The organism is Vibrio mangrovi (genome assembly GCF_024346955.1).
GTDB classification, from domain to species: domain Bacteria; phylum Pseudomonadota; class Gammaproteobacteria; order Enterobacterales; family Vibrionaceae; genus Vibrio; species Vibrio mangrovi.
The window spans coordinates 2,706,354-2,732,327 of sequence record NZ_AP024883.1; the positions used below are offsets into that span (position 1 = coordinate 2,706,354).

Below are 25,974 nucleotides of genomic sequence, written 5' to 3' on the forward strand. Positions count from 1 at the left end.
ATCAAATTGATAGTCTGATTCATATTCATTAGTCAGTTTTCATTAAGGAGCCAACATGTCTTCTCAGGGCGTTTATCAACCATCATTGGATACAAACTCTGCTTTCGGTGAACTGCGCACCATACTCAACAGCATGAAAAGTGCACATATCAAAACTGGGCCGGCAGATATTGCTCTGAGACAAGACCGTCTGCAACGTGCCATCCGGCTGCTGAAAGAAAATCACAAAGCTCTGGCTCAGGCTATGAGTGCCGACTTCGGCCATCGCAGCCCTTATCAGACACTGGTTGCTGACATCGTAACGACTATCAGAATGCTGCAACATGCGGCAGAGCATGTTGCAACCTGGGCAGAACCTGAAACCATCGCTGTCGATAACGGTATTCAGGCCAGAATTCAGCCTCAGGCGCTCGGTGTCGTTGGCATCATCAGCCCGTGGAACTTCCCGATCAATCTGTCATTCGGACCATTGGCCGGTGTTTTCGCAGCCGGTAATACCGCGATGCTCAAACCCTCAGAACTCACACCGCAGACATCAGAGCTGATGGCCGAACTGGTTGGCCGCTACTTTGAACCGATGGAACTTGCAGTTGTGCTCGGTGACAGCGATATTGCTCAACAGTTTAGCGCTCTGCCTTTTGATCATCTGGTTTTCACCGGCAGTACCACAGTCGGTAAACATGTCATGCGGGCCGCAGCAGAAAATCTGGTGCCGGTCACGCTGGAACTCGGTGGTAAATCGCCAGTCGTGGTTGCAGCCGATGCCAATATCCGCACCGTTGCCGAACGCACACTGACCATCAAAACATTCAATGCCGGGCAAATCTGTCTTTCTCCGGATTACATGCTGATTCCACAAGGTCAGGAAGATGCACTGACTGATGCCGCCCAACAATTTATCCGCCAGAGTTTTGCCACCATGCAGGACAACCCCGACTACACGGCAATCATCAGTGACCGGCACTATCAGCGCCTGATTGACCTGCTGGATGATGCCAGAGCCAAAGGCGCGCGGATTATCAGCTTAGCTCCGACAGAAGAAGTGGCTTATGACGAAGTCCGGCGCAAAATTGCTCCTCACCTGATTCTCGATGTGACCGACGACATGCTGATCATGCAGGAAGAGATTTTTGGCCCGCTTCTGCCGGTCAGAACTTATCAGGCGGCAGATGAACCGATCGACTATATTAATCAACATCCGCGCCCGCTTGCTGCTTATTACTTTGGCGAAGATACCGCTCAGCAGGAAAAATTTGCCAACAGCACGACATCCGGTGCACTGGTCATCAACGATGTCATGACGCACGCATCAATCGAAGATCTGCCATTCGGCGGTGTCGGTGCCTCAGGCATCGGAGCTTACCATGGCATTCACGGCTTCCGCCGCTTCAGCCACGCCAAGCCGATTGTTGAACAGAGTAAGGATGGCATATCGAACCTGCGTCTGCGGGCTCCTTATGCGGACAAACAAGCACAACTGGAAGCTTTTTTAAATCAGTAAGCCGTTCGTATCCGGCATAATGAATTTCATATTAATCAATCTGACAAGGAAATAACGATGAAAATTTTAATGGTCCTGACTTCTCACAGTGAACTGGGTAACACTGGCGCAAAAACAGGCTTCTGGCTCGAAGAGTTTGCTGCACCTTATTACACCTTTAAAGATGCCGGAGCCGAGCTGGTGCTTGCTTCTCCCGAAGGCGGTCAGCCACCGCTGGACCCTAAAAGTGATCTGGCAGATTTTCAGACCGAGCTAACCCATCGCTTTAAAGCAGACCCACAAGCTCAGTCAGAACTGGCAAACACCGTCAAACTGGAAACCATCAGCCACGACGATTTTGATGCGGTCTTTTACCCCGGCGGACACGGCCCATTATGGGATCTGACCAACTCAGCGGATTCAATCAAGCTGATTGAAAGTTTCGAGCGGGCCGGCAAACCTATCAGCTTTGTATGTCATGCACCGGGCGTATTACGTCACGTCAAAGCTGAAAATGGTCAGCCGCTGATCAAAGGCCGTAAAGTGACCGGTTTTACAAATACAGAAGAAGCGGCCGTTGAACTGACTGACGTGGTTCCATTCTTAATTGAAGATGAGTTTATCGCCCTCGGTGGTCTGTACGAAAAAGGCCCGGACTGGATGCCTTATGTGGTCGAAGACGGTCTGCTGATCACCGGCCAGAACCCGGGCAGTTCAGAAGCCGTTGCTCAGGCATTACTGGCAAAACTGGCGTAACCAAAACTAGCGTAACACCTCCTGAGCCTATTCAGGCTCAGGAACATCCACTGCTTTATTCACAACGATTCATGTTGTCCCGGCCTGCTCACCATTGAGCAGGTCTTTTTTATTTCTCTCCCACACCTCACTTTTCCTTTTCCAACCCAGCCATTCATATGACAAATATATCAATTATGGTATAAAGCAGAGCATTAAAAGAGCGTCGTAATGTAAGGAAGTTCAAGTGAAACGTTTGATGAGTCTAGTCGCCGGAATAATGTTCCTCAGTGGTTGTGCAACAAAGTCCAGCGCAACATGGATGTATCAGGGGCAACCGGCAACTGAGGTGCAAATTGCTCAGTCAAAACAGGCATGTGGCTGGGAATCCAATATCAGCAAACTCTTCGAAAAAGATGAAGCTGTAAAAGAAATAGAAAGCCAAGCCTATTTAATGAGAATAGAACTCCAGAAATGTATGGCCCAAGAAGGAATTTACATCAAGACAATTTTAAGCCCGAATCAGAATATTAATGGTCGTATTACAGATTTTGTACAATATGGGAATTTATTTCTCCCGATGGAAATGAAAAAATTCATCAGTATCGACGAGTTAGATAGCGGCTATAACAAGATAATCATCAGATACACTATCCTGGATCAGAAAATTGCGGATGCTGCTCTCGATACCCTGTCTGTACCTCTCAAACCTTTGCTCCGCTCATTTTGTTCCGCTTTAGACAGTAATCAACTCATTGATACTCGGATATCAATGGTCAGTGAGTTCCGTAACCCACAGGGAAAAACACTCATCTCGGCCTCAATCCCGGTAAAAGAGTGTCTGAATCCTCCGCGATGAACATCTGAATACCAACAATACAGAAAATCAGAGAAACAAGGATATAACGTGAAACGATTGATTAGTGTAATCGCCGCAATAATTTTCCTCAGTGGTTGTGCAACAAAGCCCAGCTCAACGTGGATGTATCAGGGGCAACCGGCGACTGCTGAGCAAATCGCCCAGTCGAAACAAGAGTGTGGCTGGAAAGCAGATATCCATACCGGTAAGAACAAAAAAAGTCACACTGAGATAAACCATCAAATGATGCAGTTCAAACAATGCATGGTAAAAGAAGGTTTTTACATCAAAACAACGTCCGGCTCGCGGCAGGATGTCAACACCAATATCGCCAGATTCGTATCCAAAGAGCAGCTCTATCTGCCGCTGCCATTAGGCAACTTCATCAGAGTCGATGAATTAAAAAGCGGTGATAAAAAGCTACTCGGCAAATACACCATTCTGGACCAGCAGGTCACACGTCTGCCTCTTTCTCCCAAGACATTTACCATCCGGCTCAAACCCGGACTACAGCGGATGTTCTGCCCGTTCTTAATCCGCCAGCGCCCACTCTCCGACCAGATCGAATCCATCAACGAATTCCGCGATCTGCAAGGTAAGGACGTTGTTTCGGTTACCATTACATCTGCAGACTGTCAGTAGCCTTTAAACAACTCCCCCCGATGATAATCAAGATATTTCCGATGCTCCCGGTGCAGGGAGCACTGAATTGCTTCGTGGATGCCGAGGGTTGTGGGGGATTGGTGCGAAGAGGAAGAAAACTCCCACCAAAACCGATACAATACAACATCGTGGATAACGATGGAGTTTTGCAATGGACAAGGAACAATTTTCCCGTTTGGTCGCTCAAATCACTGCCGGTAAACATCTCCCGGAAGCAATCTACTTACATAAAGATGCATTTTCCGCTCTCCCTGAAGTGCTGCAAAAGTTTATTCCAGCCGTAGGGCAGGCAGTGAATTTACCCGAGGAACAATGGGACTTGGTCAAACTGTTCAAGAAGGAATTCCGTCTCTCACTACTCAGCTATCCTGATTTTTATACCGATTCCTATCCTGCGTTAAAACAGAGCCTGAATGTCGATCTGTCCAAATTGACACATAAAATCATTGCCTACCACGACTCGGAAAATCCGCCAATTTTGCACCGCAAAGAAACCATGGTGCTGAAGGATAATCCCCACTACGAACAATTCACCGCAGTCACTCAGGAAGGAGAAAACGCCGGACTGTATGAAAATCCCCGTATCATCGGTTTTAAAAGAACCTGGGAAAATCTGATCCACAAGCATGGTTATGAACTGGTCGATGGCCGCTTGTTTCGTCGCTCGGCGCTTCCCAATGAAGAAGCGGCAGACAATATTGATCGCTATAAGACTGCATTGGTCCGCCATGAACTTTCCGCGCCGATGAAATCATTAGCCAAACACGGTTTTCTCGAAGGCAGTTATTCGATCTTTGATTATGGCTGCGGGAAATCTGATGACCTGCGCGAACTGGAAGCACACGGCATCGATGCCTTAGGCTGGGATCCGATTTACTGCCCGGACACGGACAAAGTTCCTTCTGATATCGTCAATTTGGGTTTCGTGCTGAACGTCATTGAAGACAAAGACGAACGGCTCGATGCCCTGCTCGGCGCATGGGAGTTAACCGACAAATTTCTGGTGGTCTCGGTGATGCTGGCCAACGAAAGCTATATTGCACAATTCACACCGTACAAAGACGGCGTGATCACCTCACGCAATACCTTTCAGAAGTATTACGTCCAATCAGAAATCAAAACTTATCTCGAAAGGAGTCTACAAGAAGATGTGATTGCCGCTGCGCCGGGGATTTTTTATATCTTCAGAGATAAACTCGAAGAACAACAATACTTGCAGAAAAAATACACCCGTCATCATGTCTGGAAGCAACTCACTTCTCCATCACCAATCGAAGCCAGAGACAAAGCCAAACTCGTCATCACCCAACATCAGGCGCTGTTTGAGCGATTCTGGAATACCTGTCTGGAGCTCGGGCGCATCCCGGCTCACGATGAATTTGAACCATCAGATGATGTCCGGCAACTTATTGGTTCGCATAAGAAGATATTTACTTTGCTACGGGAGTTATTTGACACCCGTGAATTTGAACAGGCAGAACAGAACCGTAAAGAAGATTTGCTGCTCTATTTCTCAATGGGACTGTTTGAAAAGCGCAAGCCCTATACTCAACAACCGGAGTCTTTAAAACGCGATATCAAAGCCCTGTTTGGCGACTACAAAACCGCGCTCAACTTAGCCACCGAACTGCTGTTTGCGATTGCAGATACCGAGTTGATTCACAGCCAGTGTGAGAAAGCCCATCAACGACTCCCAGCCAGCGTGCTCAATCAGGGACATTCGCTGATTTTTCACAAAAACCATATCGACGAACTACCGCTCCTTCTCCGCGTCTACGTCGGTGCCGGGTTGCAAATGTACGGGGAATTAGACGAGTCCATTGATTTGATCAAGATCCACATCACCTCAGGCAAGTTAACCCTCACCGCTTACGATGATTTCGAACAATCCGTCCCGTTTCTCGTCGAACGCATCAAAATCAAGATGGCCGATCAGGAGATTGATTTCTTCGATTATGTCGATGAAGACAAACGCCCGCCCCTGCTCAACCGGCATTTGTACATTCCGATTGAGCATCCGGATTATAAGAAACAGTTGAGTTTTGATCGGCGGTTGGGGAAGGTGCTTGAGACTGATTTTGACCGGGAAGTGATGATGAGACGTATTGAATTAGAAACCCTCTTGAATAAAGAGCGTAAGCGAATATCAAAATTTAAACTTTTATAATATCAATACTAAACAACCATACTGAACGTTCAATAGAAATAGAGAGTAATAAATGCTCTCTATTTCTATTTTAAAAACACCTCAAGAATTTACCAAATTTCTCTACAACGGCCTGGGATAAAGTCTTTATCTCACTCTGTTCGCAGAGTCGATTTTTACTAACTCTAGATACTACTATAAATTTCTTTTGAGCCGCAATTGAAATGAGTTCACTTTGAACTAATCCTTCTATAGCTTCACGATAATCTGATGCACTACTAGTGAAGCATTCTCTATTTGGTAAAGAAAAATACGTCCCATGTATACTATCATAGGTATATTCATCATAATTAAATAATGTTCGAATACGTTGTTTAAATGTATTTGAACTTGTTTCTGACAAGTGTTGAGAAAAACGCCCTAGAACCCCTAGCTTACTATTCGTCTGCCCAATATATATACATCTAGGATTCATTGAAACCAGGCAATAAATAGCCGGAGATGGAGAAGAAATTTCCGCCCCATTCACCATAAAATCAAATTTATTCATCTCCATTAGCTATATTCTTTGCACCAATACGTTTTACTAATTCAGATAACTCATTTCCAACGGTTTCTCTATAATCGTCTAATAAACGCTCCATTGCCTCTATTGATAACTTTGTATCATTCTTATATAAAAAACGATATTCTCCACGAGCCAAACCAAAAAATAAAGTATCAAGGACTCGAACGAGAGTACCATTTACAGACACACTATCAATAACTTCTCGAACCAATCTATGTGAGCGATTGACCTTGACAATCAAACCTTTTTCCGGGTCGTGTCCCCGTTCCCAAAGTTGATTATTATCTAATGAATCAACATACTGAACTTTCTCGTTATCTCTTTCTACTTTTTCTTTTTGCTCAGGAGTAACAGGCTTCGATGACTGTAGTTTTAGTTTTTTTTCAGAAATATCTTTTTGCTCTTTAGGCTCAGCTAAAGATTCATCAATTTTTTCGTCTTTCTGAATTTCAGTATCAACTCTATTTAGGGCATCATTTATGTCAGTATGTGGAGTAGAACGTGTTAAATCATCGATAACACGACTTCTATATCTCCATGCACTCAAACTCTTTCTTTTGGCTTCTCCAAGTTCAGGAGTCAATTGAGATTTAGCTAATTCTGATAGATGAATCCTACTTTTTGTTACATCTATATTTAATATATCATCTGAGTTTGACTGTATATTCAGTCGCCCTCTAAAACTATACAAGTCTTGATCTAGCCTAATTACATCTAAAGAATCAGCCCATGAAATCAATCTATAGTTACGATACACATAAATACCATAATTTCCTGCACCTATCATATATTTATCACGACACTGAGCTTGTGATAAAGAGATATTTTCGTCTTTCCCAACACTAGGAGGATGAGGCAATTGTGTAATTTCAATTGTTGCAACACATTCAGGGTTTTCTTCTGAAAGTTGTATAACACTCGGTTTTGTAATCCATTTAACACTTGTACCATTCCAAGATGTATCATCTAAATTTCCATCTTTAGAGTCGATCTCATTACAAGCTAGCGGATCAAAACCTTGGATAATCTCATCATCAATAATCAATGATATTTTATTTCTATCTGGAACAAGACCTTCCAAATAGTAATAAAATACTATACCAGCTTTATTCTTTAATTTACTAAGAATTTCAGCTATAGAAGGTAAGCTCTCGTGTCTAGATTTTTCTATAATTACAAAAGTACCAGATTTATTTTTACCACAAAAATCTTTAAGACTTTCTATATCTTCCCTATTAGCATGAGTAAATTCATATTCATAGTTGAATACCAATTTCTCTTGATCTACAACACCCTTATAAAAAGATTCTCCATCAGGGGTAGTAATTACTGTCAGTTTCTTACCTAAAGACGATGATGCAGACTTCAATCCTAAACCAAATTTAGAAAGCGTTTTATCATCATAATGGTCAGAACTTGAACCAAGACCTATCGCATTATCAAGGCCGTTTTCATTCATCCCACACGCATCATCTTTAATAATAAATTTATCTATAACGGTCTTGGTTCGCTTCTTATCTCCAACTGATACACGTTTTCCTACTATTTGAACCTCAATCTTCGAGGCACCATTAGCAACAGAGTTATCAACTATATCGAGTAAAGCAGATTCTGGTGAATAACCAATCTTTCCTAACGCTTCAAATAACCTAGCTGCATTAACTTGCCCTGTTTTTATTGCCATAAAATTTCCCTCTATAAACTACAAATTATACATGCCTGATCATCTGCATCATCTTCTTCCATATTGGCTAAGACCGTCTGCCACTTCTCTTTTGATGTAGAGGAAGTTTTAAAAATAATGCCTTTTTCTTTTTCTCTTCTCTCAGCATGAGCAACAACTTCATCTAAAGTTCTCCCCTGAACCCAGGTATATCCATTACCGGCAGTCTTTTCAATTTCTTTTGCTTTTTCAAAAAGTTCAGGATGATTGCGTTTCAATCCCAACCATTCATCTTGCCTCTGGAAAAAACAGAAATAACAGCCAGATCGGCTACGCCATTCGTAATACTTAGGGACACCAACAGTATCTTTCAGGATTTGAAAAATATCATCTCGAACAAGTCCATCTTCAATAAAAGGAAAAACAGCACTGATATTTTCTTTCTGGCTGACATAGCCTTCACGATTTTCATCAGCCCGAATACCGATATAGCTAATCACCTGGTCATTACCGACAAACTCTTCAAACGGCTTTAACTTCAGTTTGACAGTACACCAACGCTGGCGAGGAGAAGGCAGATAATCATTATGAACTTTCAGCCAATGCTCAAATGGTTTATCACTCGAGAGTCTAGTAATTGGCTTTCCAAGATATGATTCTAGAATTTTTATAAAATCAAGAACTTCTTCCAATTCTGCTCCCGTATCAGAAAAGAAATACTCGACTTTTTCATGAATCTCAGGATAGTTGTTACGAATATAAATCGCTAAAGCCGCACTATCTTTACCACCAGAGATACCAATCACATGACGAACATCTTTCCGTTCAAGTGCTTCTTTCACCGTGATTCTATTACTCATAAGACTGCCCTTCTGGTAATTCCATATCTATCAATTGGGCCAATACAGCCATTCGCGTATGCTCATCTAACTCTGAAATAATATCACGCATAGACTGAATATGCTCATCAACAACATGTTGCTCACTCTTGTTAATCGTCACCACTCTCTCTTTCGGATGAGTACTCTGCTTAATCGAACGAAGCATAATCACTTCGAAGTCACTATCATTTTTAGCTACATTTCTCTGCCTATTTTGTTCATAGGCAATAGCCTGTAACTCTCTTAAGCGACGACTCAAATCAGCCAGATTTGCTTCTGCCTTAGCTAGATCCTGATCTTTCCACTCACTTGGATGTTTTCGGCTCATATTAACCAAAACATTTTCCAACCAGAGCTTTTCATCACCTTTTGGATCAGTGAGTCTTTTCACAAAACTTCGAGTATTGTCGATAGCTAGGTGTTCCAACATACCATACTGGTTTTGTAAATGAGTTCTCAGCTCTTGCAACTCATATGCTCCACCATCGTGTAATTGAGATGAAATAGCTTGCGCTTGAGCGGTCAGAAGCTGTGTGTAAGCATTCTTTAACTCACGGATCACCAAATGTAACCGCGCCGAAAACTCCCTCACATCAATTTTGCTACTTGCTTCTAAAGCGTTATATCCTAATGCTACTGGAAGTTCTTCAAATATGAGTTTCTCAGGTGACTTAGACATCTTGATTGCATCACGAACTTTTAAGGTCATCGGACTTAATAAGTCAGGAGAGCGCGTCGATTTTACAAAATCAGGTAACCCTTCATAGAAAGTTACTAATGGTCTAGCCAGGTTGATTACTTTCCTATTTTTGTTCTTTCCTTCATAAAGAGCTTCACTATAGGCATTAATCAGAGATGCATTGATTCCTTCAACCTTATAGAGTTGAAACGTAAAATCTTCCGGTTTTCGAATAAATCGGTCAATATGTTCATCGGTCATTTGCGGCTGATATTTACCCTCTTCATAAAAGGCAATGTCATCCTGATAAAGCAAATAAGCGTGTAAATAAAAAATGGGTAAGAGTCCCGCTTTTACGCCATAAGGAGCATCCATTAGTTCTTCAGAAAGTTCAGAGAAAGATTTTGCTTTCTTCTCTGTCGAATCCATAAAATCAGAGACTTTAGACCACACACTAAGATAAGTTGATTCGCCATAAGGAGCATCAAATATATACTTCCCATTGACTTTTTTATGTAAATTGTTTTCTTTGAGAATTGCCATATACATAGCTTTCTCGGGCGGGAATTTATCAATACCTAAGTTATCAATATGTTGCCCATTGAGCATCGCCTTCATCAATTTACTTCTTCCAGCTGCCGCCTGAGAAGATGGTTTATCTCTATTGATGAGTTCATTAAATACATGAGGCATATATGGGTACTTCTCATGAAATGCTTTTGATAATACCTGTTGAATATCACGCTTAGAACTAATGGGCTGTTTTCTACCTTTATAGAACCATGTCGATTTTTCTGGCTGATACAGTAACTCATTCAGAAGCTTCTTCTGATTTGATACTGCAGCATTAAGATTGACTTCTAATTCTTTTTTCGCAACAGGATCATTGTGGATCTCTTGAGAAGTACTGATTCTACGATAGGCATTTATTTCTAAAGTAACCTGAGCTAACAAATTACTATTTGAAGCAACACAAAGAATATTAGCACCCTTCATGTTTTCTAACACATCTTGAAGAGCAGAGAGTTGTTCTTCCCTATCATCAGATAAATAGAAAATGATCTTCGCTTGCTTATCTTCAACCACTTGTTTGTGAACCGAAGAAGCATCAGCGTATACAGGAATAAAATAACGAAGAGCACCTGTCTGTATCGTATATTTCCTTGCAACAATTGGTTGTTGGGGATTTGATTTCATCAACTCAGATGCTAAAGGAACGGACATACCTTTTAATTTATCAAGTTCTTTTTCCAAAGCATCATGTAGGTCAAAATCACTACCTTGCCACACTCGGTACTCGTTATTAAATTTTCGATGTGTGATAATTGATTTATCTGCCAACTCTTTGACTGCACGATGAAATACTTTGGATTCAAAACAACTAAGAAGAATTTCTTCAGATGGTTTCAACCCACCTTTTGCGCCTACAATATTAAATAATCCAATTGTTTTCAAAAGATTGATTGTGGCTTGGTTTTCAACATCACCTAAACGCTCTATCGCAGTAATCACCTCAACCCAACGTCGTTGAGTCTGAAAATCTCCCAATACTGTCGTTTGATTAGCAATAAAATAGTTATAAATGTCATGCGGGAGAATCACATCACCTAATTGATTCAGTGATGACAGCATACTTTGAAAACCAAATGCTTCGGAGCTGCCGAGATAACTAAAAAGAGTTCGTTCATTCTGCGCAACTTGCTGACATAGATAAGGCAGAAGCAAAGCACTACATGGATGTAAAGGATAGCAGTCTGTAAATAATGCCACAGCACTATCATGATTCAATAAAGAAGGTAAAGCACCTTCACTCTCAAGAACTTTAACTGTTTTCGTCACTAATGCCTGAACTTGGGTTGCAGATGGTACAGAGTCATTCTGTTCAATTGCCCGAGAAACCACACGTAACACTTGCTCAGTATTTTCTATAAAAGGAATCTCTTCAAAACGTCCCTGAACTGCCGCCCACTGATTACGGGATTGTTCCGATAAACCTAGTGCGTACTGTTCGAACGACTTATGCAACATAACAAATTGCATAAGAGTAACTTCATTAGGCTGTTGAGCATGTTCAGCAATAGCTTGCAACACAAAAAGATCATTACTATCTTCATGTCTGGATGCATACTCTAAAAATTTACCAAGTTCATCAATGACTAAAACTATACCTTTTAATGAGTGTGTCTTACTTGTAGAAAGAGCAAATTGCAATTTTGCAACCAGTGAAACTAATTCGTTCGCACTCATGTTCTCAGTATTCAGAGCCGTCTCAAAATCACGAACAATCTCAGGCGATTGACCTTCGTCTTCTCCCCAAAGATTGATAGTGGCCTGATGGAAAGATTGTAATATACGCTTCAATAGCGGTTCAGAAGAACCACTAATCATTACTCTAAGATAACCAGAAGTATTATTGATTTCCTTTGAAAAGCTATCAGATAACGCTTTACTAACGTTATGTAAATTAGCGTGGGCCTGTTTCTGTAACTGAGATACAGGATCGGTTAATAGCGCACTAAGAAAAACTGCAAAGGCCGATTTTCCTGAACCATAGGGGCCAACCAATGACCATGATCTTGGTACTTCCCTGTTACCAAAAGTATCCACAACTCTCTGTAAGGTATCCAATGCACGTGATGTGGGCAGATAACCGACAACACTCTCAAGCGATGAGCTATGTTTCTCTACATTAATAGAGCGAGTATAAGCTGAGCGTATAGTAATATAGTTATGTAAACTCATACGACTAACTCTCCTTGGTAATGGGCCTGAAGAAAAGCCATTGGTTCGATACGCTTAACACCCTGACCTAAATAGATCTGAGAAATACCTGCCGTTTCTCTTATTTCAAATAATTCAGGAAACTTACTCTGCAATTTCTCTAATTTGGTCATGAAATCAGTTTCTGTCATTCTAAAAACAGATGCAACGGCGGCAGAATCTCCTTGACTATAGATAAGATTCTTCATTGGTATCGTTCCACGATCATTATCTTCAATGTAACTATTTACACATTGAGCGACAGCAAAACCAAACACTCCAAGAGACAAGTCATTTCGTTCGCCTAATTCTGCCGAAAAACGTTTATTACCAACTTTACTAATTAGCTCCAATAAAGCCATTGGGGAATCTAGTACATCATCAAGCCCGTTTTTACCCAACTCATCGGAGATAGCATACATTCGAGTCAGAACGGAGCAATCATTCCTCAATGTTGTACTGGAAGGAGCTTTAATTTTTTCTTCATGAATGAAGTCATCTAATGCAGACTGCATAGATTCTGTATCAAAATCGGCTGCAATATAGCGATTGAAAAACCAAAACCATGTCGTTGCTTGCTTCGGATTTGTACACAAAAGCCAATGTAGTAACCAAATGGTCGCTTCATCTTCTAGATAAGGGTCAACACCATTGTTCTCATCAAAGATGTAATGAGACAAATCAGATAGCTCACTTTTCTCCGTCAGAAGCTGTGTGGCCTTCATCCAATACTTGATAGACGACACCATGTTCTTCCCAACGCCTAATCTGACCGTAGCTTCACTACTCTCAAATACACTATTATCCTTACAAAATTCCTGATAGCCCTTAGGCAACCAACTGAATCGTAACTGGAACGTTTCGTGCCGCCCAAATGCACAGTCTTTCTCATTTAACTTTATCATGGTTTCACTTATATAACCCATTGAAAATAAAACAATTCAAACCAATGAGTAAAAAAATCATTAACTGCGTATAGTACAGGTTATCACGCAGAAAATAACCTGTATATCCATACAGCATCCAAAAGTGTGTTTTTCATCCATATTTCAGTATTAAAGCATTATTATTCGTAACTAGAAAAGCCTTTCCTAAATACTGCATTGTGCACACAATAGAAACGACTAGTTTAGCAGAACAACCGTCATTTATTGCTGATAACGACTAATTCAACACATAATAAGTGGACAGGTTTATAGAACTTCTAGCTCACTGACTCTTCCTCATCCTTAACCAACACCACACTTACACCAAAAACCGCACTTACACGCAAAACTCACCCCAACTCCGATGCTGCCATTTACCCGACCTTCACCGCGTAGTACGATGACCGACATGAAAAAGACACTTGACCATCTTCCCGAGCGGAAACAACAGAATATTCACACCATTGCGACCATTTTGCGCGATGTGATGGATGAGTATGTGGCGGGAAAAAACGGCAAAAAAGCTGGTTTTAAGATCCACAAAATTATCCTGTTCGGCAGTTATGCCAAAGGTAACTGGGTCAATGACCCGGTGAACGGCTATGTCAGCGATTATGATGTGCTGGTGATCGTCAATCGCTTTGAACTGGTGGAGGAATTCTCCCTGTGGAGTCTGGCGGAAGACCGCATCAGCCGCCGCATTCCGAAAACGCCGCTGGGGCTGATTGTCCACACCCTTGGCGAAGTCAATCAGTGGCTGCACGACGGACACTATTTCTTTAAGGATATACGCGAGCAAGGCATTGAGCTGTATAGCGCCGACGGCCGGGAACTGGCCCTGCCGGGTGATCTGACTGCGGAAGAAAGTCGGCAGATTGCCGAAAAGCATTTTGATCACTGGTTGCAAAGTGCCAATGGCTTTGTGAGAGGCTATCGCAATTTCTATGAAGAAAAAGAATATTCACTTGCTGCATTCATGATGCATCAGGCAACGGAACGTTTTCTTGCCTGCACCCTATTAGTGTGTACCAACTATCTGCCCAAAACCCACGATTTGGAAAAACTGCGCGCCTTCTGTGCCGGACAAGACGAACGCTTCGCCCGCCTGTTCCCCGCCGACAACCAGTTCCACCGCCGCAGCTTCCACCGCCTCAAACGCGCCTACGTCGATGCCCGCTACTCGGAGCATTATGAAATCACCGTCGAAGAGCTGGACTATCTGGCCCTTGAGGTCGAAAGACTGAAAGCGCTGACCGAGGAAGTTTGCCGGGGAAGGATTGGAGAGAATATTGAATCGTAAAGGAAGAAGTAAGTATTGATATATTTACTGACATTTTTTTAAATAACCCCATAGTACAGAAGAAACAAAAAAAGCCAGCATTAAATCCATTGACATAGAATATAACCAGCCTGAATGTTTTTGTTCTGAGTATTTAATAACAGGGTAAACATATTCAATGATTGTAATAATAGGGAATGATATTGCTATTGCTTTTATTTCATTCACTTTGAAATTTTTACCGCCACGCCACACATCAAACAAAGCAGTAACAACCAAAAATAACATTGCTGTTGTGGCAAAAGAAATCGCCTTTTCTACAAAATCCCCCCAAATATTCCAAGCGTTAAGCCCAGAAAGAACAATAACGATAAAAACACACAACAAAGCGGCTAACGTCTTTAACTTCATAAGTATTACCGATTGATTGACAAAGCCTTATCGTATCAAAAGTCCTGAGAGTCGTTATGTTATTTTTTGCACAGAACATCATAGAACGAGCCACCAGCGACACACGATGCTATCAATAGAGAATGGACTAAAACGATTTTTAAATGCGCCCTGCTCAATTGTCTCCGCACTGCGGAGACAATCTTAACCGAGCAGAAATGACGGGCACATATTTAGGAGCTTTCGCCTCAGGCCGCAGACATCGAAGCCATTAATTTTAATAACTTCTGTTCAAGTGCGGAGTCGGAAATAATCTCAAAATCCGTATAAATCGCCACTGGTTGCAGAATCTTACCAGTAGCAGGTTCCATCCGGACAAAGCCTTTGTCACTGAGCGCTTTTAAGGTGTTAGATAAGTTAGACTTCGCCCGACCGGAAATTCTGGCTAATTCTGTCAGGCTTGCTGGCTTTTCTGTATCGATCAGACGTAATAAGGCAATATTCTCCGGTCTTAAAATCTGCGCCACCGCATTGACTGATGTATACCAAACCTTCGGCTCATCCGCTTGCGGCACATATTTCCCCTGCGCAATCGCCAGCAAACGGAAACGAATCAGAGCTTCAGACATAATGCCGATTCTTGCTTTCATGTGATTTTCCCTTCAATTGCTTCTATGGTCGTATCAATACCGGAGAAGAAATCTTGCAGTAACGTATAAACATCCTGAAATTCATAGGGTGTTCCCTGATCAATCGCTGTTCTATGCAAATGATCGTAGTCATACCGTTTTCCGCTGAATCGTTTATTTTTTCGTGACTTCACAGCATGAGCATTGTCATAACCAAAAACTCTTTTGTTAAATCTGTTATGTAACGTCATGTTGTAACGGATCCCGTGAGGGCGTTCTCTGGTTGGTGGAACCGTCCATACTTCAATCTTCCACCAATAACCATCATCCCGGTACACCTCAGTGCCATGCATACTCAACAAAACATCCAACGCTTCCATCAGTCCTTCCTGATGTTATACCTGGAGTATAACAAAATTAATGATATCAGGAAGTCATTCATCATCAAATCGCTCTGTTCTGCACTTCTGAATTCCCCAAGATCCAACGTATCAGTCAATCCCTCATACTTTTACCAACACCACACTTACACCAAAAACCGTGATCACACGCAAAACTCACCTCAACCCTGATACGCCCATTTACCCGACTCCCACCGCGTAGTACGATGACAAGAATGAAAAGACCATCTTCCCAAGCGGAAACAACAGGATATTCACACCATTGCGACAATTTTTCGCGATGTCCGCTACTCAGAGCACGACGAAATCACCGTCGAAGAGCTGGACTATCTGGCCGAAGAAGTGGAAAAACTGAAAACGCTGACAGAAGAGGTTTGCCGGGGAAGGATTGGAGAGAATATTGAATAGTTCTAACTTCCCAGCCCCCAAGTTCCCCCTCAAGTCGCCCCCCAAGTTAATACTTTGATTTTATTGACAGAGTAGTGAGTACGATGATTATTTGTAGAGAATATTCAACCGAAAAGAAAGAAGAATGCAACCAGACAATACTAAATTGAAAACCTTGCAGCAGTTGTTGGCCGAAGGTGAGCAAAGTGGCGATACCGACTACGATTTAGATGAACTTATCGGCGAGCTTGATACTCAGGAAGCCAAGCAAATGGACCACATAATGGAAGACAACCCGGATTTATCTTATGCATTCGTTCAGCAGTCACTGATTGCCAAAGCCGAAAAAGATGCCGGTGAACTGGAAACATATAGATTTGACTGAAATTCAATATTTCTTCACACAGCTCAATTGTCTCCGCACTGCGGAGACAATCTTAATCAGATAAAAATGGCTGGTGGCACAGATTTCGATCTTCTCGCCTCAGGGCGCTATCACTAAATGACACTATTCCACACTTTTGAATTCCCCCAAATCCAGCGTATTAATCAATCCCTCATACCTTAACCATTACCAGTACAATCAGAGACTCAAGTTAATATGTTGATTTTATTGCTCAGCAAACCAGGAACAACTGCTCGTGAAAGTACCGGGAAATCTGACTGAATCCCCGGCACTTGAACAATTTAAGGAACCAGTTGAGCACCGGGAATGTCTTTGACTTCATAAATCGTCAGGTTATCGTTGTCACTGGCGTATTTTTTCCAATCACTCACTTTAGCGTTTAAACCAACAGACACACTCCCTGCTTTTTTCGGGATTTTGGTTCCTTGATGCTGGAGCGGTAAAGTACAGCCGGCACTTTCATGAGTAAGTAATGCTGAACATGTAGGGCAAGTTGAATTATTTTCCCAAGAACTACACGCAGTACAATAGTATGATTTTTCTAATGCCGGATGCGTGGAGCAGCTAGGGCAAACAGGAGCTGGAATTTTAGGATAGGCATATTCTTTGCCGCATGATGGACAGTCAAATAAATAAGCATTACAGTTGCCGCTGGATGTATCGGTATAGTGTTCATGCTCTACGCAGAAGTAATCACCCGCGCCTTTATCATCATTTATTTCAGCATCAGAACCACTCGGACCATCGACATTAAAGACCAGACCGTCTGCTATACAAGATACGACCCCACCATGAATGCTCATCCCCCAGGATGGAATCAGATGAATTTGCACTTTAGGATCACCTGAATTTGCCGCTTTATCATAGAACTCCCACAACCGGTTGTAGGCATGATCCAGACAGACTTCCAGCCCAAAGGTAATTCCGTCAATGGTAAACACACCGCCTCCGCCAAGCCCGCTGCGGTTGATTTCACTGATCCCGCCTTTTACCGGCTTATTCGGGCTCGCTCCCAGTGTATCGACAGAACCGGAAGTCGGCAGAGCCATCCGCGTCTCGCCGTGGATGACTATCTTTCTTTCCGTCGGTTTGCCCCATTGCAGGCTTGTATCACGAATAAAATCAATGTGCGAAACATACTCTTTATAGACGATCACCTGTTTGAGGCTACAACTCTGCTCTGTGGTGGCTGTGCCCCCTTTTTGTACCAGTGCCATATTAAATATTTCCGTGGCAACCGGCTCGATAAACTCGACCGGACCGACTTGAATTCCCGTCGCATCATCAAGTGTCAGTTCATATGTTGTTCCACTGACATATTGGCATTGGGTAATGGTCTTTTGCTGCTTGTCCTGTATCAGTTGCCAATGATAGTCGTCCAGTATTTGGGCTGCGATTTTTCCCTCGACTTTCACCTTATTCGTTAAAAGCTTCGAAGTATCGGTCACGACCGCAATCGGCTCAATCAGTTCGCAAGGGGCTCGCTGCAAGCTAATATTTTTATCCAGCGTGAGTTTATATGTACCATCGCCATCAGGGTCACATTTGGTAATGGTGGCTTCCTTCCCCGGCTGGCGAATTTTCCAGTAGGTGCTGGTTTTAATATTCCCGCATAGCCCGGACTTCACTTTCACCGTAGTATTCGTCTGGTCAGCCATGACCATTGACTGCGGTTCGAGCAATTGAATCGTACTTTTGTTCTGAGGTATAACCGCCTTATCGATGGTGAATTGATATTCACCGGGTTGTGTTTGACTGGCATTTTTTGTCACCGGCCTGACGATATTTTCTTTGATGGACCAATTTGTATCGATACGTGCGCCAAGCTCAGATTTGATCGTTAATGCAACGCTGGTATCGTCACTTTCAACCTTGATGATATCTTCCGTGTGGGTCATGTATGCGGCATGGACGATCGCCGTATGTCTGATGGGCTTGCCGCCTTCGCTGTGTTTTTGATAGCCGATCGCCGTTCCCCAGATAAACAGCCAGTCTTTGTAGGTATCGTTATGAACGGTTTTTCCCATTTCAGTCATAATTTCAGGGATGGTTTCAATCGGGTATCCCCCTTGTGCGCCGCGAAAGAAAAACTCAGAAGCCATAAATATTTTTAAGACATCCGGGGTTTTCTTGATGTTGGTATTTTTTTCTGCCGCTTCTATGGATTCTTTCAGAATATCGCAGCGTTTTTTGATATCCAGCTTCGCATCAGCGTCACCTAAATAATACCGGCTACCGGAAATGTCTTGGGTATCCGGTTTGATATTGAAACCGATCAATTGAGCTTTTTTATAAGGCGACAGATTCCATTCAGCAATGGTTGACGTCTCTTTCTTCACGGAGAGTCCCGTCATTGAGTCTGGCGTTTTGACCCAACCCGCTTCATCTTTTTTCGGTGTCATCGCAAGGTTATATGTGTCGGGGGCCAGAAAAAACCGGGCAATACCTTGCACAGTATTTACGGTTTTTGTGGCAGCGCCGCTCAGGGCGAACTGAACTTCTTGCGACAGCGGAGCACCATCGTGCCGGGCTACTTTGACGGTTAAATTCGTCACCGTAAGCGCGATGATATCGGCAAATTGGTCACCAATCGTGAGTGCCAGCCTTGCATCGCGTTCGGTCGTGCTGACTGAAGCACCTTCAAGCCAGAAGATGTGGTCTTTATTGACATCGGCGTCTTTGCAATCCAGCATCATCGCAAGTGTTTCCGCGCCCTGTCCCCGGAATGCAGTTTGCCTCGTAAATAACTTCACCTTCGGCTCGGTTGTGACTTTGTTGTTTTTATCATCGTATAAATCAAGCGTCACCTGACCGGAAAAATCAGTCGGTATGACCTGACGAATGCAAACTTTGGCCCGTTGTCGGCCAAAGCGCTCATCCTGTACTTCAACAATCCGGCCAGTAGCTGATTTATCACTATCGGCAATTTGAGTGTCCTGCTCATCCCAGATGTCTAGCTTGGCCTGAATAAACGTCAATTGTGTTTTTGCCGTTTCACTGTTGGCCTTGAATTCAAGTTCAATATCGCTGCTTTTCTCGCTTGCTGCTTTCGCCTGGATGTAAACCGTCAATCCAGCAGAGTTCCAGTCGCTTTTTGTTACTTTATAGATATCAGCATCATCTTTATCCGTTGCATCATAAAGTGTATTGCCGCCTTGCGCTGCATCGAACAGTTGAATTTTTTCGGCATGATTACAACGAATAACACCTTCTCCGTTAAAAGCACGACTCGTTTTTAACTCTACTTTCAGTCGGTAAGGAGTAACACCAGCACCAGCTAAACTATCTGTCGGAACCATTACCGTATTTTTGCCTTGAGTATTAATTTCCGCCATCGTCTTTATCCATAGTGAAAGAGATTAAGAAAAGCGAGTAATACAAACAGATTTACCGCTATTGATACGTCAAGTCTAAAATGTCTCACGGTACATTCCCCCGCCAAAACACGGATTTTCCCCGTCGTTCCTACGTTTCCAATTTCATCTCATTACAATCAACCATGACTATAAAGAAGAGAACAAACATTCACCCAACCCTACCGGAACTCACCTCACCCAATTGCCACTTATAGCTACAGACATCCAAACCGCCCGTTTTCTATAGGTGAAATTGCAATGATAAATTCAGTCGACAGCTCAAGACTCAATGTCTCGATTACTTTTCAGGATCCGATGTCACAAGGCGGTTCCGGTAACCTCTCGCCCCAGTCCACTCAGACTCAGGCGCCGGGGAAATCTTATATTGATTACAGCAATAGCTCAGCGCCCATGCGCCCGGATCATAACCAGTTCAATCCGAATTCAGGTATGCGGGGAATGGATGGACTGGAGCAGATTTCGCTGAAAGATATTATCCGCGATATTATTCAGGAACTGTTTAAGTTATTTGATAAACAGAACGGGCAATCTAATGACCAACCCGGCGCACCTTCAGTCGGCAGTCCGTCAAGCGGTGGCAGCCCATCTTCTGCGCCTTTTTCGCAACCGCAGACCACTCAGCCACAGATGACGCCACCACAGACGGCTGGCAATACTTCCGCCGTTTCACCACAATCAGCGGCTCCGGCTGCACTGACAGCGGCCAAACCTGAAACAACAGGAAACGCTCAGCCACAGGCTGCACCGGCGGTCAATGCACTGCAAGGCGGTGAAGCGGTGAAAGGAAGCAAAGCCGCCGCACAACCGGATGCAGCGATCGGAGCGGCACCAGACAAGTCAGCAGCACCGTCTGCGATCGCAACACCACAAGTGAATACGGTGAAAAATGCGGACTCAGTGAAAGCGACTTCAGCAGTCGGTGACGTCGAAGCGAGTAAAAATGTCTCCGCTGCGGCAAAAACATCTGCGGTAAGTTCAAGTCAGGAAGCCGGCTCGGTTGCCGGAATGGAAGGGTTTGCAAAAGTCGCGAAAACTACCGGTGGCGCAGGGGGCGAAACGGTTACAGTCAACAGTGTCGGCGAGCTGAAAGAAGCATTGTCCGGTGATGATCCGCGCATTATTAAACTGGGTAGTAACCTCTCGGCGGCAGAGAAAACTGATCTGGAGTTCGGTGCCAACAAAACCATTATCGGTGACGGCAAAAACAACCAGCTACACAATATCTACCTTAAGAGCGGTGACAGCGCCGGAAATGATATTTTCCAGAATCTGCACTTCACCCATGACGACAAATATACCGCAAACAATGATATCCCGCTGTACATCGATAAAGGACAGGGTTACTGGATTGACCACAGCACCTTTAGCGGCACTAAGGGAGACAACTATCAGGGCGGTAAGGATAAACTCCTCTATGTCGGCGGAACGGCGGATATGGTCAGCCTGACCAACTCTAAATTTGAGAACAACGAATACGGGCTGATTCTGGGTTATCCGGAAGATACTCAGGCGGCGGCCGATAAGTATACCGGTTATCCGCGTATGACCATCGCTCATAACGACTTCGAAAATCTCGATGTCCGGGCGCCGGGTCTGATGCGTTACGGTCAGTTCGACGTGTATAACAACCACATCGATGACTTTAATCTGGGCTTTACCGCAGCGAGCAACGCCACAATTTTCTCTGAATCCAACTTCTTTGAGAATGGCCGGAACGGCGGCGGACAGGCAAGTCTGTCAGGAATGCTGGATGACAAAGGCAATGCACACTTTACCGATGTCGGCAGCAATATCAGCGTCCAGAACCAGAAATCCGGTGAAACTTCCTGGCGCGGCGGGCCTTATGAACGCAATGTCAGCAGTGCCGAAGCCGCAAAACAGTTCGCGACAGAAAATGCCGGCGTACAGGATGGTACACTGAAGTTTGCCGGTTAACCGTCTGTTGAGTAAAGCCAGTTGAGTAAAACCAATCTGATTGGTGAAACCTGAGCAAAAGAATTTATGCCGACAGTCAAACTTCATGATTGATAGCACCGGAAGATGACAATATGATGTAGGGTGTGTTGAGTCATATCATGCTCGTCATGAGCGGACTCATCCACCCATAAAAACGATGATGTTTGCCATCATACAGGGCTGGTATGTTCCGCCTGTTACTTTTTTCAGCTTCACGCATACTTCAGGAGGAAGTATATGTACGTTGTTACGGTGACTTTTACTGTTGTCCCCGAGTCGTTTGAGTCATTTATCAAGCTATCGATGGCTAATGCCGATGCCGCAAAAGACGAGCCCGGATGTCTGCAATTTGATATTTGCTGGAATGATAAAGAGAAGCAGGTGTTTTTCTATGAACTGTACGGTTCAGAAGAAGAGTTCAATACTCATCTGCAAACCGAACATTTTCTGCTGTTTGATCAGAAAACCGGGCCAATGGTTACCGATAAAAAATCCGTCACCTATACGCGGATTCATATGGCCTGATCAATTGACAGAATGATTTATTATCAGGCACCTGCCAAGGCAGGTGCCGATATTTTATTTATGCATTCACCGAACGTAATCTTGCCTGACGCATTTTCTTCAGCGTGATACAGGTCAGTGCTGTGACGACTGCGCCAATAGCCATACAGAACAGTGCCAGCAATGGTTTGTTCATCGCTCCCAACAGAGCAACCACCGGGCCACCGTGTGCCACACTATCCGTAATACCGAATGAGAAAGCCATGACAGCGGCAACCATTGAACCCAGCATATTCGCCGGAATCACTGACACCGGATCCTGCGCCGCGAACGGAATCGCACCTTCGGAAATCCCGACCAGTCCCATTGCTCCGGCTGCTTTACCGGCTTCCAGCTCTGACGCTTCAAACAGGTTCAGTTTCCGGCCAAGGACAGTTGCCAGTCCCATACCAAGCGGAGCAACCGGAATCGCACAAGCCATCGCGCCCATAAACTGAGTCTGACCACTGGCAATCATGCCGACGGAAAACAGGAATGCCACTTTGTTAAACGGCCCGCCCATATCAAACCCGGCCAGACCACCCAGCACAATCCCCAGCAATACCATATTCCCGGTACTCATAGTGGTCAGCAGTTCAGTCATGCCATGCATCAGGCTGGCAATCGGTGCACCGATGACAAAGATAAACAGACCGGAAATAAACAGCGCACCGGTAATCGGTGCGATCATAATCGGCACCAGCGGCTGAATCATTTTGTGGTAGTTAAAGCTGGTCAGCCAGCGGATAAAATAGCCCACCAGCAAACCGGCAATAATCGCACCGATAAAGCCAGTTCCGGCATCCGCATCGTAGAATGAACCGTTATTGGCAATCCAGCCACCGATCATTCCCGGCGCTAATGCAGGGCGGTCGGCGATCGCATAGGCAATATAACCGGCCAGGATCGGAATCATCAGCTGGAAAGAAACCACACCGACATCCAGTACTTTATTCCACAAACTACCTTTAGGAATCGCCATACCGGCTTCGGTCGGTTCACCGCCAATTGCCAGTGCCAGCGCAATCAACAGACCACCGGCAACCACAAACGGGATCATATGCGATACCCCATTCATCAGATAACGGTATAACTCAGGCCGGTTCACTGAAGGCTCGGCATCACGAGCAACACTATGAGAATCAGGCTGGTAAACCGGCGCCTGTAATGCTTTGTGAATCAGTCCCTGAGCATCACGGATCGGCTCTTTTACTCCGGACTCAATCAGTTTTTTTCCGGCAAAGCGGGACATTTCCACCTGTTTGTCACTGGAAACAATAATCGCATCAGCCGCTTCGATTTCTTCGGCCGTCGGGCTGTTTTTCACCCCAATCGAACCATTGGTTTCAACTTTGATCTGATAGCCCAGCGCTGCGGCACCTTTTTCCAGCGACTCGGCTGCCAAATAAGTATGCGCAATCCCGGTCGGGCAGCCAGTCACACCGATCAGAAACCCGTTTTCTCCGGAAGACTGAGGTGTTGGTTCCGACTTCGCCAACAGCAGTTCCAGTGCTTCCTGTTCGGTTTCTGCGGCAAAAAACTGCTCGGTGAATCCTTCTTCAATCAGCTTGGCGGAGAGTTCTGCCAACACTTCGACATGGTGATTCGCGTTACCATCGGGAGAAGCAATCATAAAAAAGAGTTTCGATGGCAGGCCGTCTTCGGCACCATAATCAATGCCCTGACGACTGATACCGACCACAACGGCAGGTTCGGTCACGGCAGTACTTTTGGCGTGTGGAATCGCGACACCGTCATCAAAGCCGGTATTGCCAAGGGCTTCTCTGGCATAAATGTCGCTCAGAAATTGTTGTTGATCGGTGATGCGCCCTTCTGCTGCCAGCATTCCGGCCAGCTCTGCAAGTACTTCTTCTTTGGTGGTTGACGAAAGATTCAGTTGAATCAATCGCTGTGAGATAAGCTTGGTAATCATGTTCGTTCCCCGTTCTGTTTTGTCTGCCAGGCTTCCAGCGGCATGTGATAACCATATCTGTTTATAACTATGTCTGTTTATAACTATGTCTACTTATAAACATGTCTACTTATAAACATGTCAGTCCCGGTAAGACCAGTCCCCGTAAGAGCATCAATGTGATGACCTGAATATTCAGGTAACGAAAATATTGTGATGACTGCCCCTGTAACTTGATAGTGAAACAACAATGCATTTACTGGAGGATTGTATCATCATGATTCAAATGTGATCTGTATCGGCCTCTGTGGCTTATATTCTCCTCACCAATCGTGAATAATATTTATATCAATAGTCAATAAATGGTGCGAAGACAGAATGATGCATGGTTATAACAAGAGGAATGGTTATAACAAAATGAACGGTCATAACAAGATGAATGATCGTAAAATCCTGCGCAAATGAGTGCCGGTAGAAAACCATGAGCCAAGTATTTCATCACCTGATTGAAGCAATTATTGACGAGCGGGAGTGCTGTCAGCGCATCTGGTTTGCCGGAGATCAACACACACCACCGCCATTCAGTTATCAGGTGAACTTTCCCCGGCTGGAAATTGCACTCAAAGGCAATTACTGCAATCAGATTGAAGACGAATTGCACGGAATCAGCACCATCAATATTCAGTCAGGGAACGCGCTTTATATTCCACCGAACTGCTGGAATAAACCGGACTGGCAGGACGAATGCTCCGTCATCAGCCTGCTGTACGGACGCAGACAGATCGGATTCAGTTTTGTCGCCAAACGTAAGGGAACCGAAGGTTTTTACGATGTGCAGAAACACAGTGTGCAGATGCGAACCGGCTATGCGATCGATAATATTCTGGAAAGCCTGAATGCACTGGCCCGGGAGCCGCAAAAATCACCGATGGATGAACACCTGCTCTGTGCCCTGCTGACTTATACTCAGAGTATTCTCCGCCAGCCGGAGCTTTCAGCCAAAAGCCGCAGCGAAGATCTCTATCAGGGCATCTGTATTTATATTCAGGAGAATTTTCATCGCGGAATCAGCCGGGATTCGATCGCTTCACGCTTCAGTATTTCCGCCAATCACCTCTCCCGGCTGTTCCATCAGCAGGGACATATGACGCTGGCCGATTATATCGCCTGGGTGCGGATCGATCGGGCCAAATTCATGCTGAAAAAGTATCAGTTCCGTCTTAGTGAAGTGGCTGAGCGGTGCGGTTTTCAGGATGTGAATTATTTCTGTCGGGTGTTTAAAACCAAAACCGGCATGACACCCTCGGAATACCGGACCCGTCTTGATTGAACAC

General features: G+C 44.2%; 20 protein-coding genes. 10 read left to right on the forward strand and 10 right to left on the reverse strand.

Translation table 11 applies throughout. The annotated features are described in order from the left end of the window. Positions 1 to 55: 55 nt before the first annotated feature. From OCU74_RS11945 to OCU74_RS11965, 5 genes are all read left to right on the forward strand, one after another. Complete coding sequence (locus tag OCU74_RS11945) at positions 56 to 1,501, forward strand: coniferyl aldehyde dehydrogenase (RefSeq protein WP_087479938.1); 1,446 nt, start codon at positions 56 to 58, stop codon at positions 1,499 to 1,501. Between the two features lie 57 nt (positions 1,502 to 1,558). Next, positions 1,559 to 2,236 carry a type 1 glutamine amidotransferase domain-containing protein gene (locus OCU74_RS11950; protein WP_087479939.1) on the forward strand — a complete coding sequence of 226 codons (678 nt, stop codon included), beginning with the start codon at positions 1,559 to 1,561 and terminating at the stop codon, positions 2,234 to 2,236. A 328-nt stretch (positions 2,237 to 2,564) separates the two neighbouring features. Next, positions 2,565 to 3,074 carry a hypothetical protein gene (locus OCU74_RS11955; RefSeq protein ID WP_143693137.1) on the forward strand — a complete coding sequence of 170 codons (510 nt, stop codon included), beginning with the start codon at positions 2,565 to 2,567 and terminating at the stop codon, positions 3,072 to 3,074. Between the two features lie 48 nt (positions 3,075 to 3,122). Beyond that, positions 3,123 to 3,716 (forward strand): hypothetical protein, encoded by a 594-nt coding sequence (locus OCU74_RS11960; RefSeq protein ID WP_143693139.1) that lies wholly within the window; start codon positions 3,123 to 3,125, stop codon positions 3,714 to 3,716. Positions 3,717 to 3,888: 172 nt separating this feature from the next. Next, positions 3,889 to 5,904: a DNA phosphorothioation-associated putative methyltransferase gene (locus OCU74_RS11965; RefSeq protein WP_087479942.1), complete on the forward strand. Its 2,016-nt coding sequence runs from the start codon at positions 3,889 to 3,891 to the stop codon at positions 5,902 to 5,904. Positions 5,905 to 5,974: 70 nt separating this feature from the next. Here OCU74_RS11965 and OCU74_RS11970 read toward each other — a convergent pair whose 3' ends face one another. The 5 genes from OCU74_RS11970 to OCU74_RS11990 are packed head-to-tail and all read right to left on the reverse strand — an operon-like array spanning position 5,975 to position 13,339. Then, a complete protein-coding gene (locus tag OCU74_RS11970; RefSeq protein ID WP_143693141.1) occupies positions 5,975 to 6,433 on the reverse strand; it encodes a hypothetical protein in 459 nt (152 codons plus the stop codon). Further along, complete coding sequence (locus OCU74_RS11975; RefSeq protein ID WP_087479944.1) at positions 6,426 to 8,135, reverse strand: ATP-binding protein; 1,710 nt, start codon at positions 8,133 to 8,135, stop codon at positions 6,426 to 6,428. The genes OCU74_RS11970 and OCU74_RS11975 overlap by 8 nt, the downstream gene beginning before the upstream one ends. A gap of 11 nt (positions 8,136 to 8,146) precedes the next feature. Further along, positions 8,147 to 8,974, reverse strand: coding sequence for a phosphoadenosine phosphosulfate reductase family protein (locus OCU74_RS11980; protein ID WP_087479945.1), 828 nt, complete (start codon positions 8,972 to 8,974; stop codon positions 8,147 to 8,149). Next, on the reverse strand, positions 8,967 to 12,416 hold the full coding sequence (locus tag OCU74_RS11985; protein WP_087479946.1) for a hypothetical protein: 3,450 nt from the start codon (positions 12,414 to 12,416) through the stop codon (positions 8,967 to 8,969). The genes OCU74_RS11980 and OCU74_RS11985 overlap by 8 nt, the downstream gene beginning before the upstream one ends. Next, entirely contained in the window at positions 12,413 to 13,339 is a 927-nt protein-coding gene (locus OCU74_RS11990) for a DUF4007 family protein (RefSeq protein ID WP_159457394.1), read from the reverse strand. Before OCU74_RS11990 ends, OCU74_RS11985 begins: the two co-directional genes overlap by 4 nt. A gap of 430 nt (positions 13,340 to 13,769) precedes the next feature. On the opposite strand from OCU74_RS11990, the gene OCU74_RS11995 reads away from it, so the two are divergent. Beyond that, positions 13,770 to 14,660: a HEPN domain-containing protein gene (locus OCU74_RS11995; protein WP_159457395.1), complete on the forward strand. Its 891-nt coding sequence runs from the start codon at positions 13,770 to 13,772 to the stop codon at positions 14,658 to 14,660. Between the two features lie 24 nt (positions 14,661 to 14,684). Here OCU74_RS11995 and OCU74_RS12000 read toward each other — a convergent pair whose 3' ends face one another. The 3 genes from OCU74_RS12000 to OCU74_RS12010 form a co-directional block, all read right to left on the reverse strand. Further along, positions 14,685 to 15,050 carry a hypothetical protein gene (locus tag OCU74_RS12000; protein WP_087479949.1) on the reverse strand — a complete coding sequence of 122 codons (366 nt, stop codon included), beginning with the start codon at positions 15,048 to 15,050 and terminating at the stop codon, positions 14,685 to 14,687. Between the two features lie 227 nt (positions 15,051 to 15,277). Then, the gene (locus OCU74_RS12005; RefSeq protein ID WP_087479950.1) at positions 15,278 to 15,679 is read right to left on the reverse strand and encodes an HVO_A0114 family putative DNA-binding protein; all 402 of its coding nucleotides are present in this window, start codon (positions 15,677 to 15,679) and stop codon (positions 15,278 to 15,280) included. Continuing rightward, positions 15,676 to 16,038: a toxin-antitoxin system TumE family protein gene (locus OCU74_RS12010; protein WP_087479951.1), complete on the reverse strand. Its 363-nt coding sequence runs from the start codon at positions 16,036 to 16,038 to the stop codon at positions 15,676 to 15,678. The genes OCU74_RS12005 and OCU74_RS12010 overlap by 4 nt, the downstream gene beginning before the upstream one ends. Positions 16,039 to 16,591: 553 nt before the next feature. Between OCU74_RS12010 and OCU74_RS12015 the strand changes: the two genes are divergently transcribed. After that, complete coding sequence (locus OCU74_RS12015) at positions 16,592 to 16,831, forward strand: type II toxin-antitoxin system ParD family antitoxin (protein ID WP_087479952.1); 240 nt, start codon at positions 16,592 to 16,594, stop codon at positions 16,829 to 16,831. 302 nt (positions 16,832 to 17,133) lie between these two features. Here OCU74_RS12015 and OCU74_RS12020 read toward each other — a convergent pair whose 3' ends face one another. Then, the gene (locus OCU74_RS12020) at positions 17,134 to 20,187 is read right to left on the reverse strand and encodes a hypothetical protein (RefSeq protein WP_087479953.1); all 3,054 of its coding nucleotides are present in this window, start codon (positions 20,185 to 20,187) and stop codon (positions 17,134 to 17,136) included. 279 nt (positions 20,188 to 20,466) lie between these two features. On the opposite strand from OCU74_RS12020, the gene OCU74_RS12025 reads away from it, so the two are divergent. Together OCU74_RS12025 and OCU74_RS12030 are read left to right on the forward strand one after the other, a co-directional pair. Continuing rightward, positions 20,467 to 22,164 carry a pectate lyase family protein gene (locus tag OCU74_RS12025; RefSeq protein WP_087479954.1) on the forward strand — a complete coding sequence of 566 codons (1,698 nt, stop codon included), beginning with the start codon at positions 20,467 to 20,469 and terminating at the stop codon, positions 22,162 to 22,164. A gap of 258 nt (positions 22,165 to 22,422) precedes the next feature. Continuing rightward, positions 22,423 to 22,710, forward strand: a complete 288-nt coding sequence (locus tag OCU74_RS12030; protein ID WP_087479955.1) for a putative quinol monooxygenase — start codon at positions 22,423 to 22,425, stop codon at positions 22,708 to 22,710. A gap of 58 nt (positions 22,711 to 22,768) precedes the next feature. On the opposite strand, the gene OCU74_RS12035 is transcribed toward OCU74_RS12030, so the two are convergent. Beyond that, positions 22,769 to 24,661 carry a PTS fructose transporter subunit IIABC gene (locus OCU74_RS12035; RefSeq protein ID WP_087479956.1) on the reverse strand — a complete coding sequence of 631 codons (1,893 nt, stop codon included), beginning with the start codon at positions 24,659 to 24,661 and terminating at the stop codon, positions 22,769 to 22,771. A gap of 460 nt (positions 24,662 to 25,121) precedes the next feature. On the opposite strand from OCU74_RS12035, the gene OCU74_RS12040 reads away from it, so the two are divergent. Further along, positions 25,122 to 25,970 (forward strand): AraC family transcriptional regulator, encoded by an 849-nt coding sequence (locus tag OCU74_RS12040; protein WP_087479957.1) that lies wholly within the window; start codon positions 25,122 to 25,124, stop codon positions 25,968 to 25,970. Positions 25,971 to 25,974: the final 4 nt, after the last annotated feature.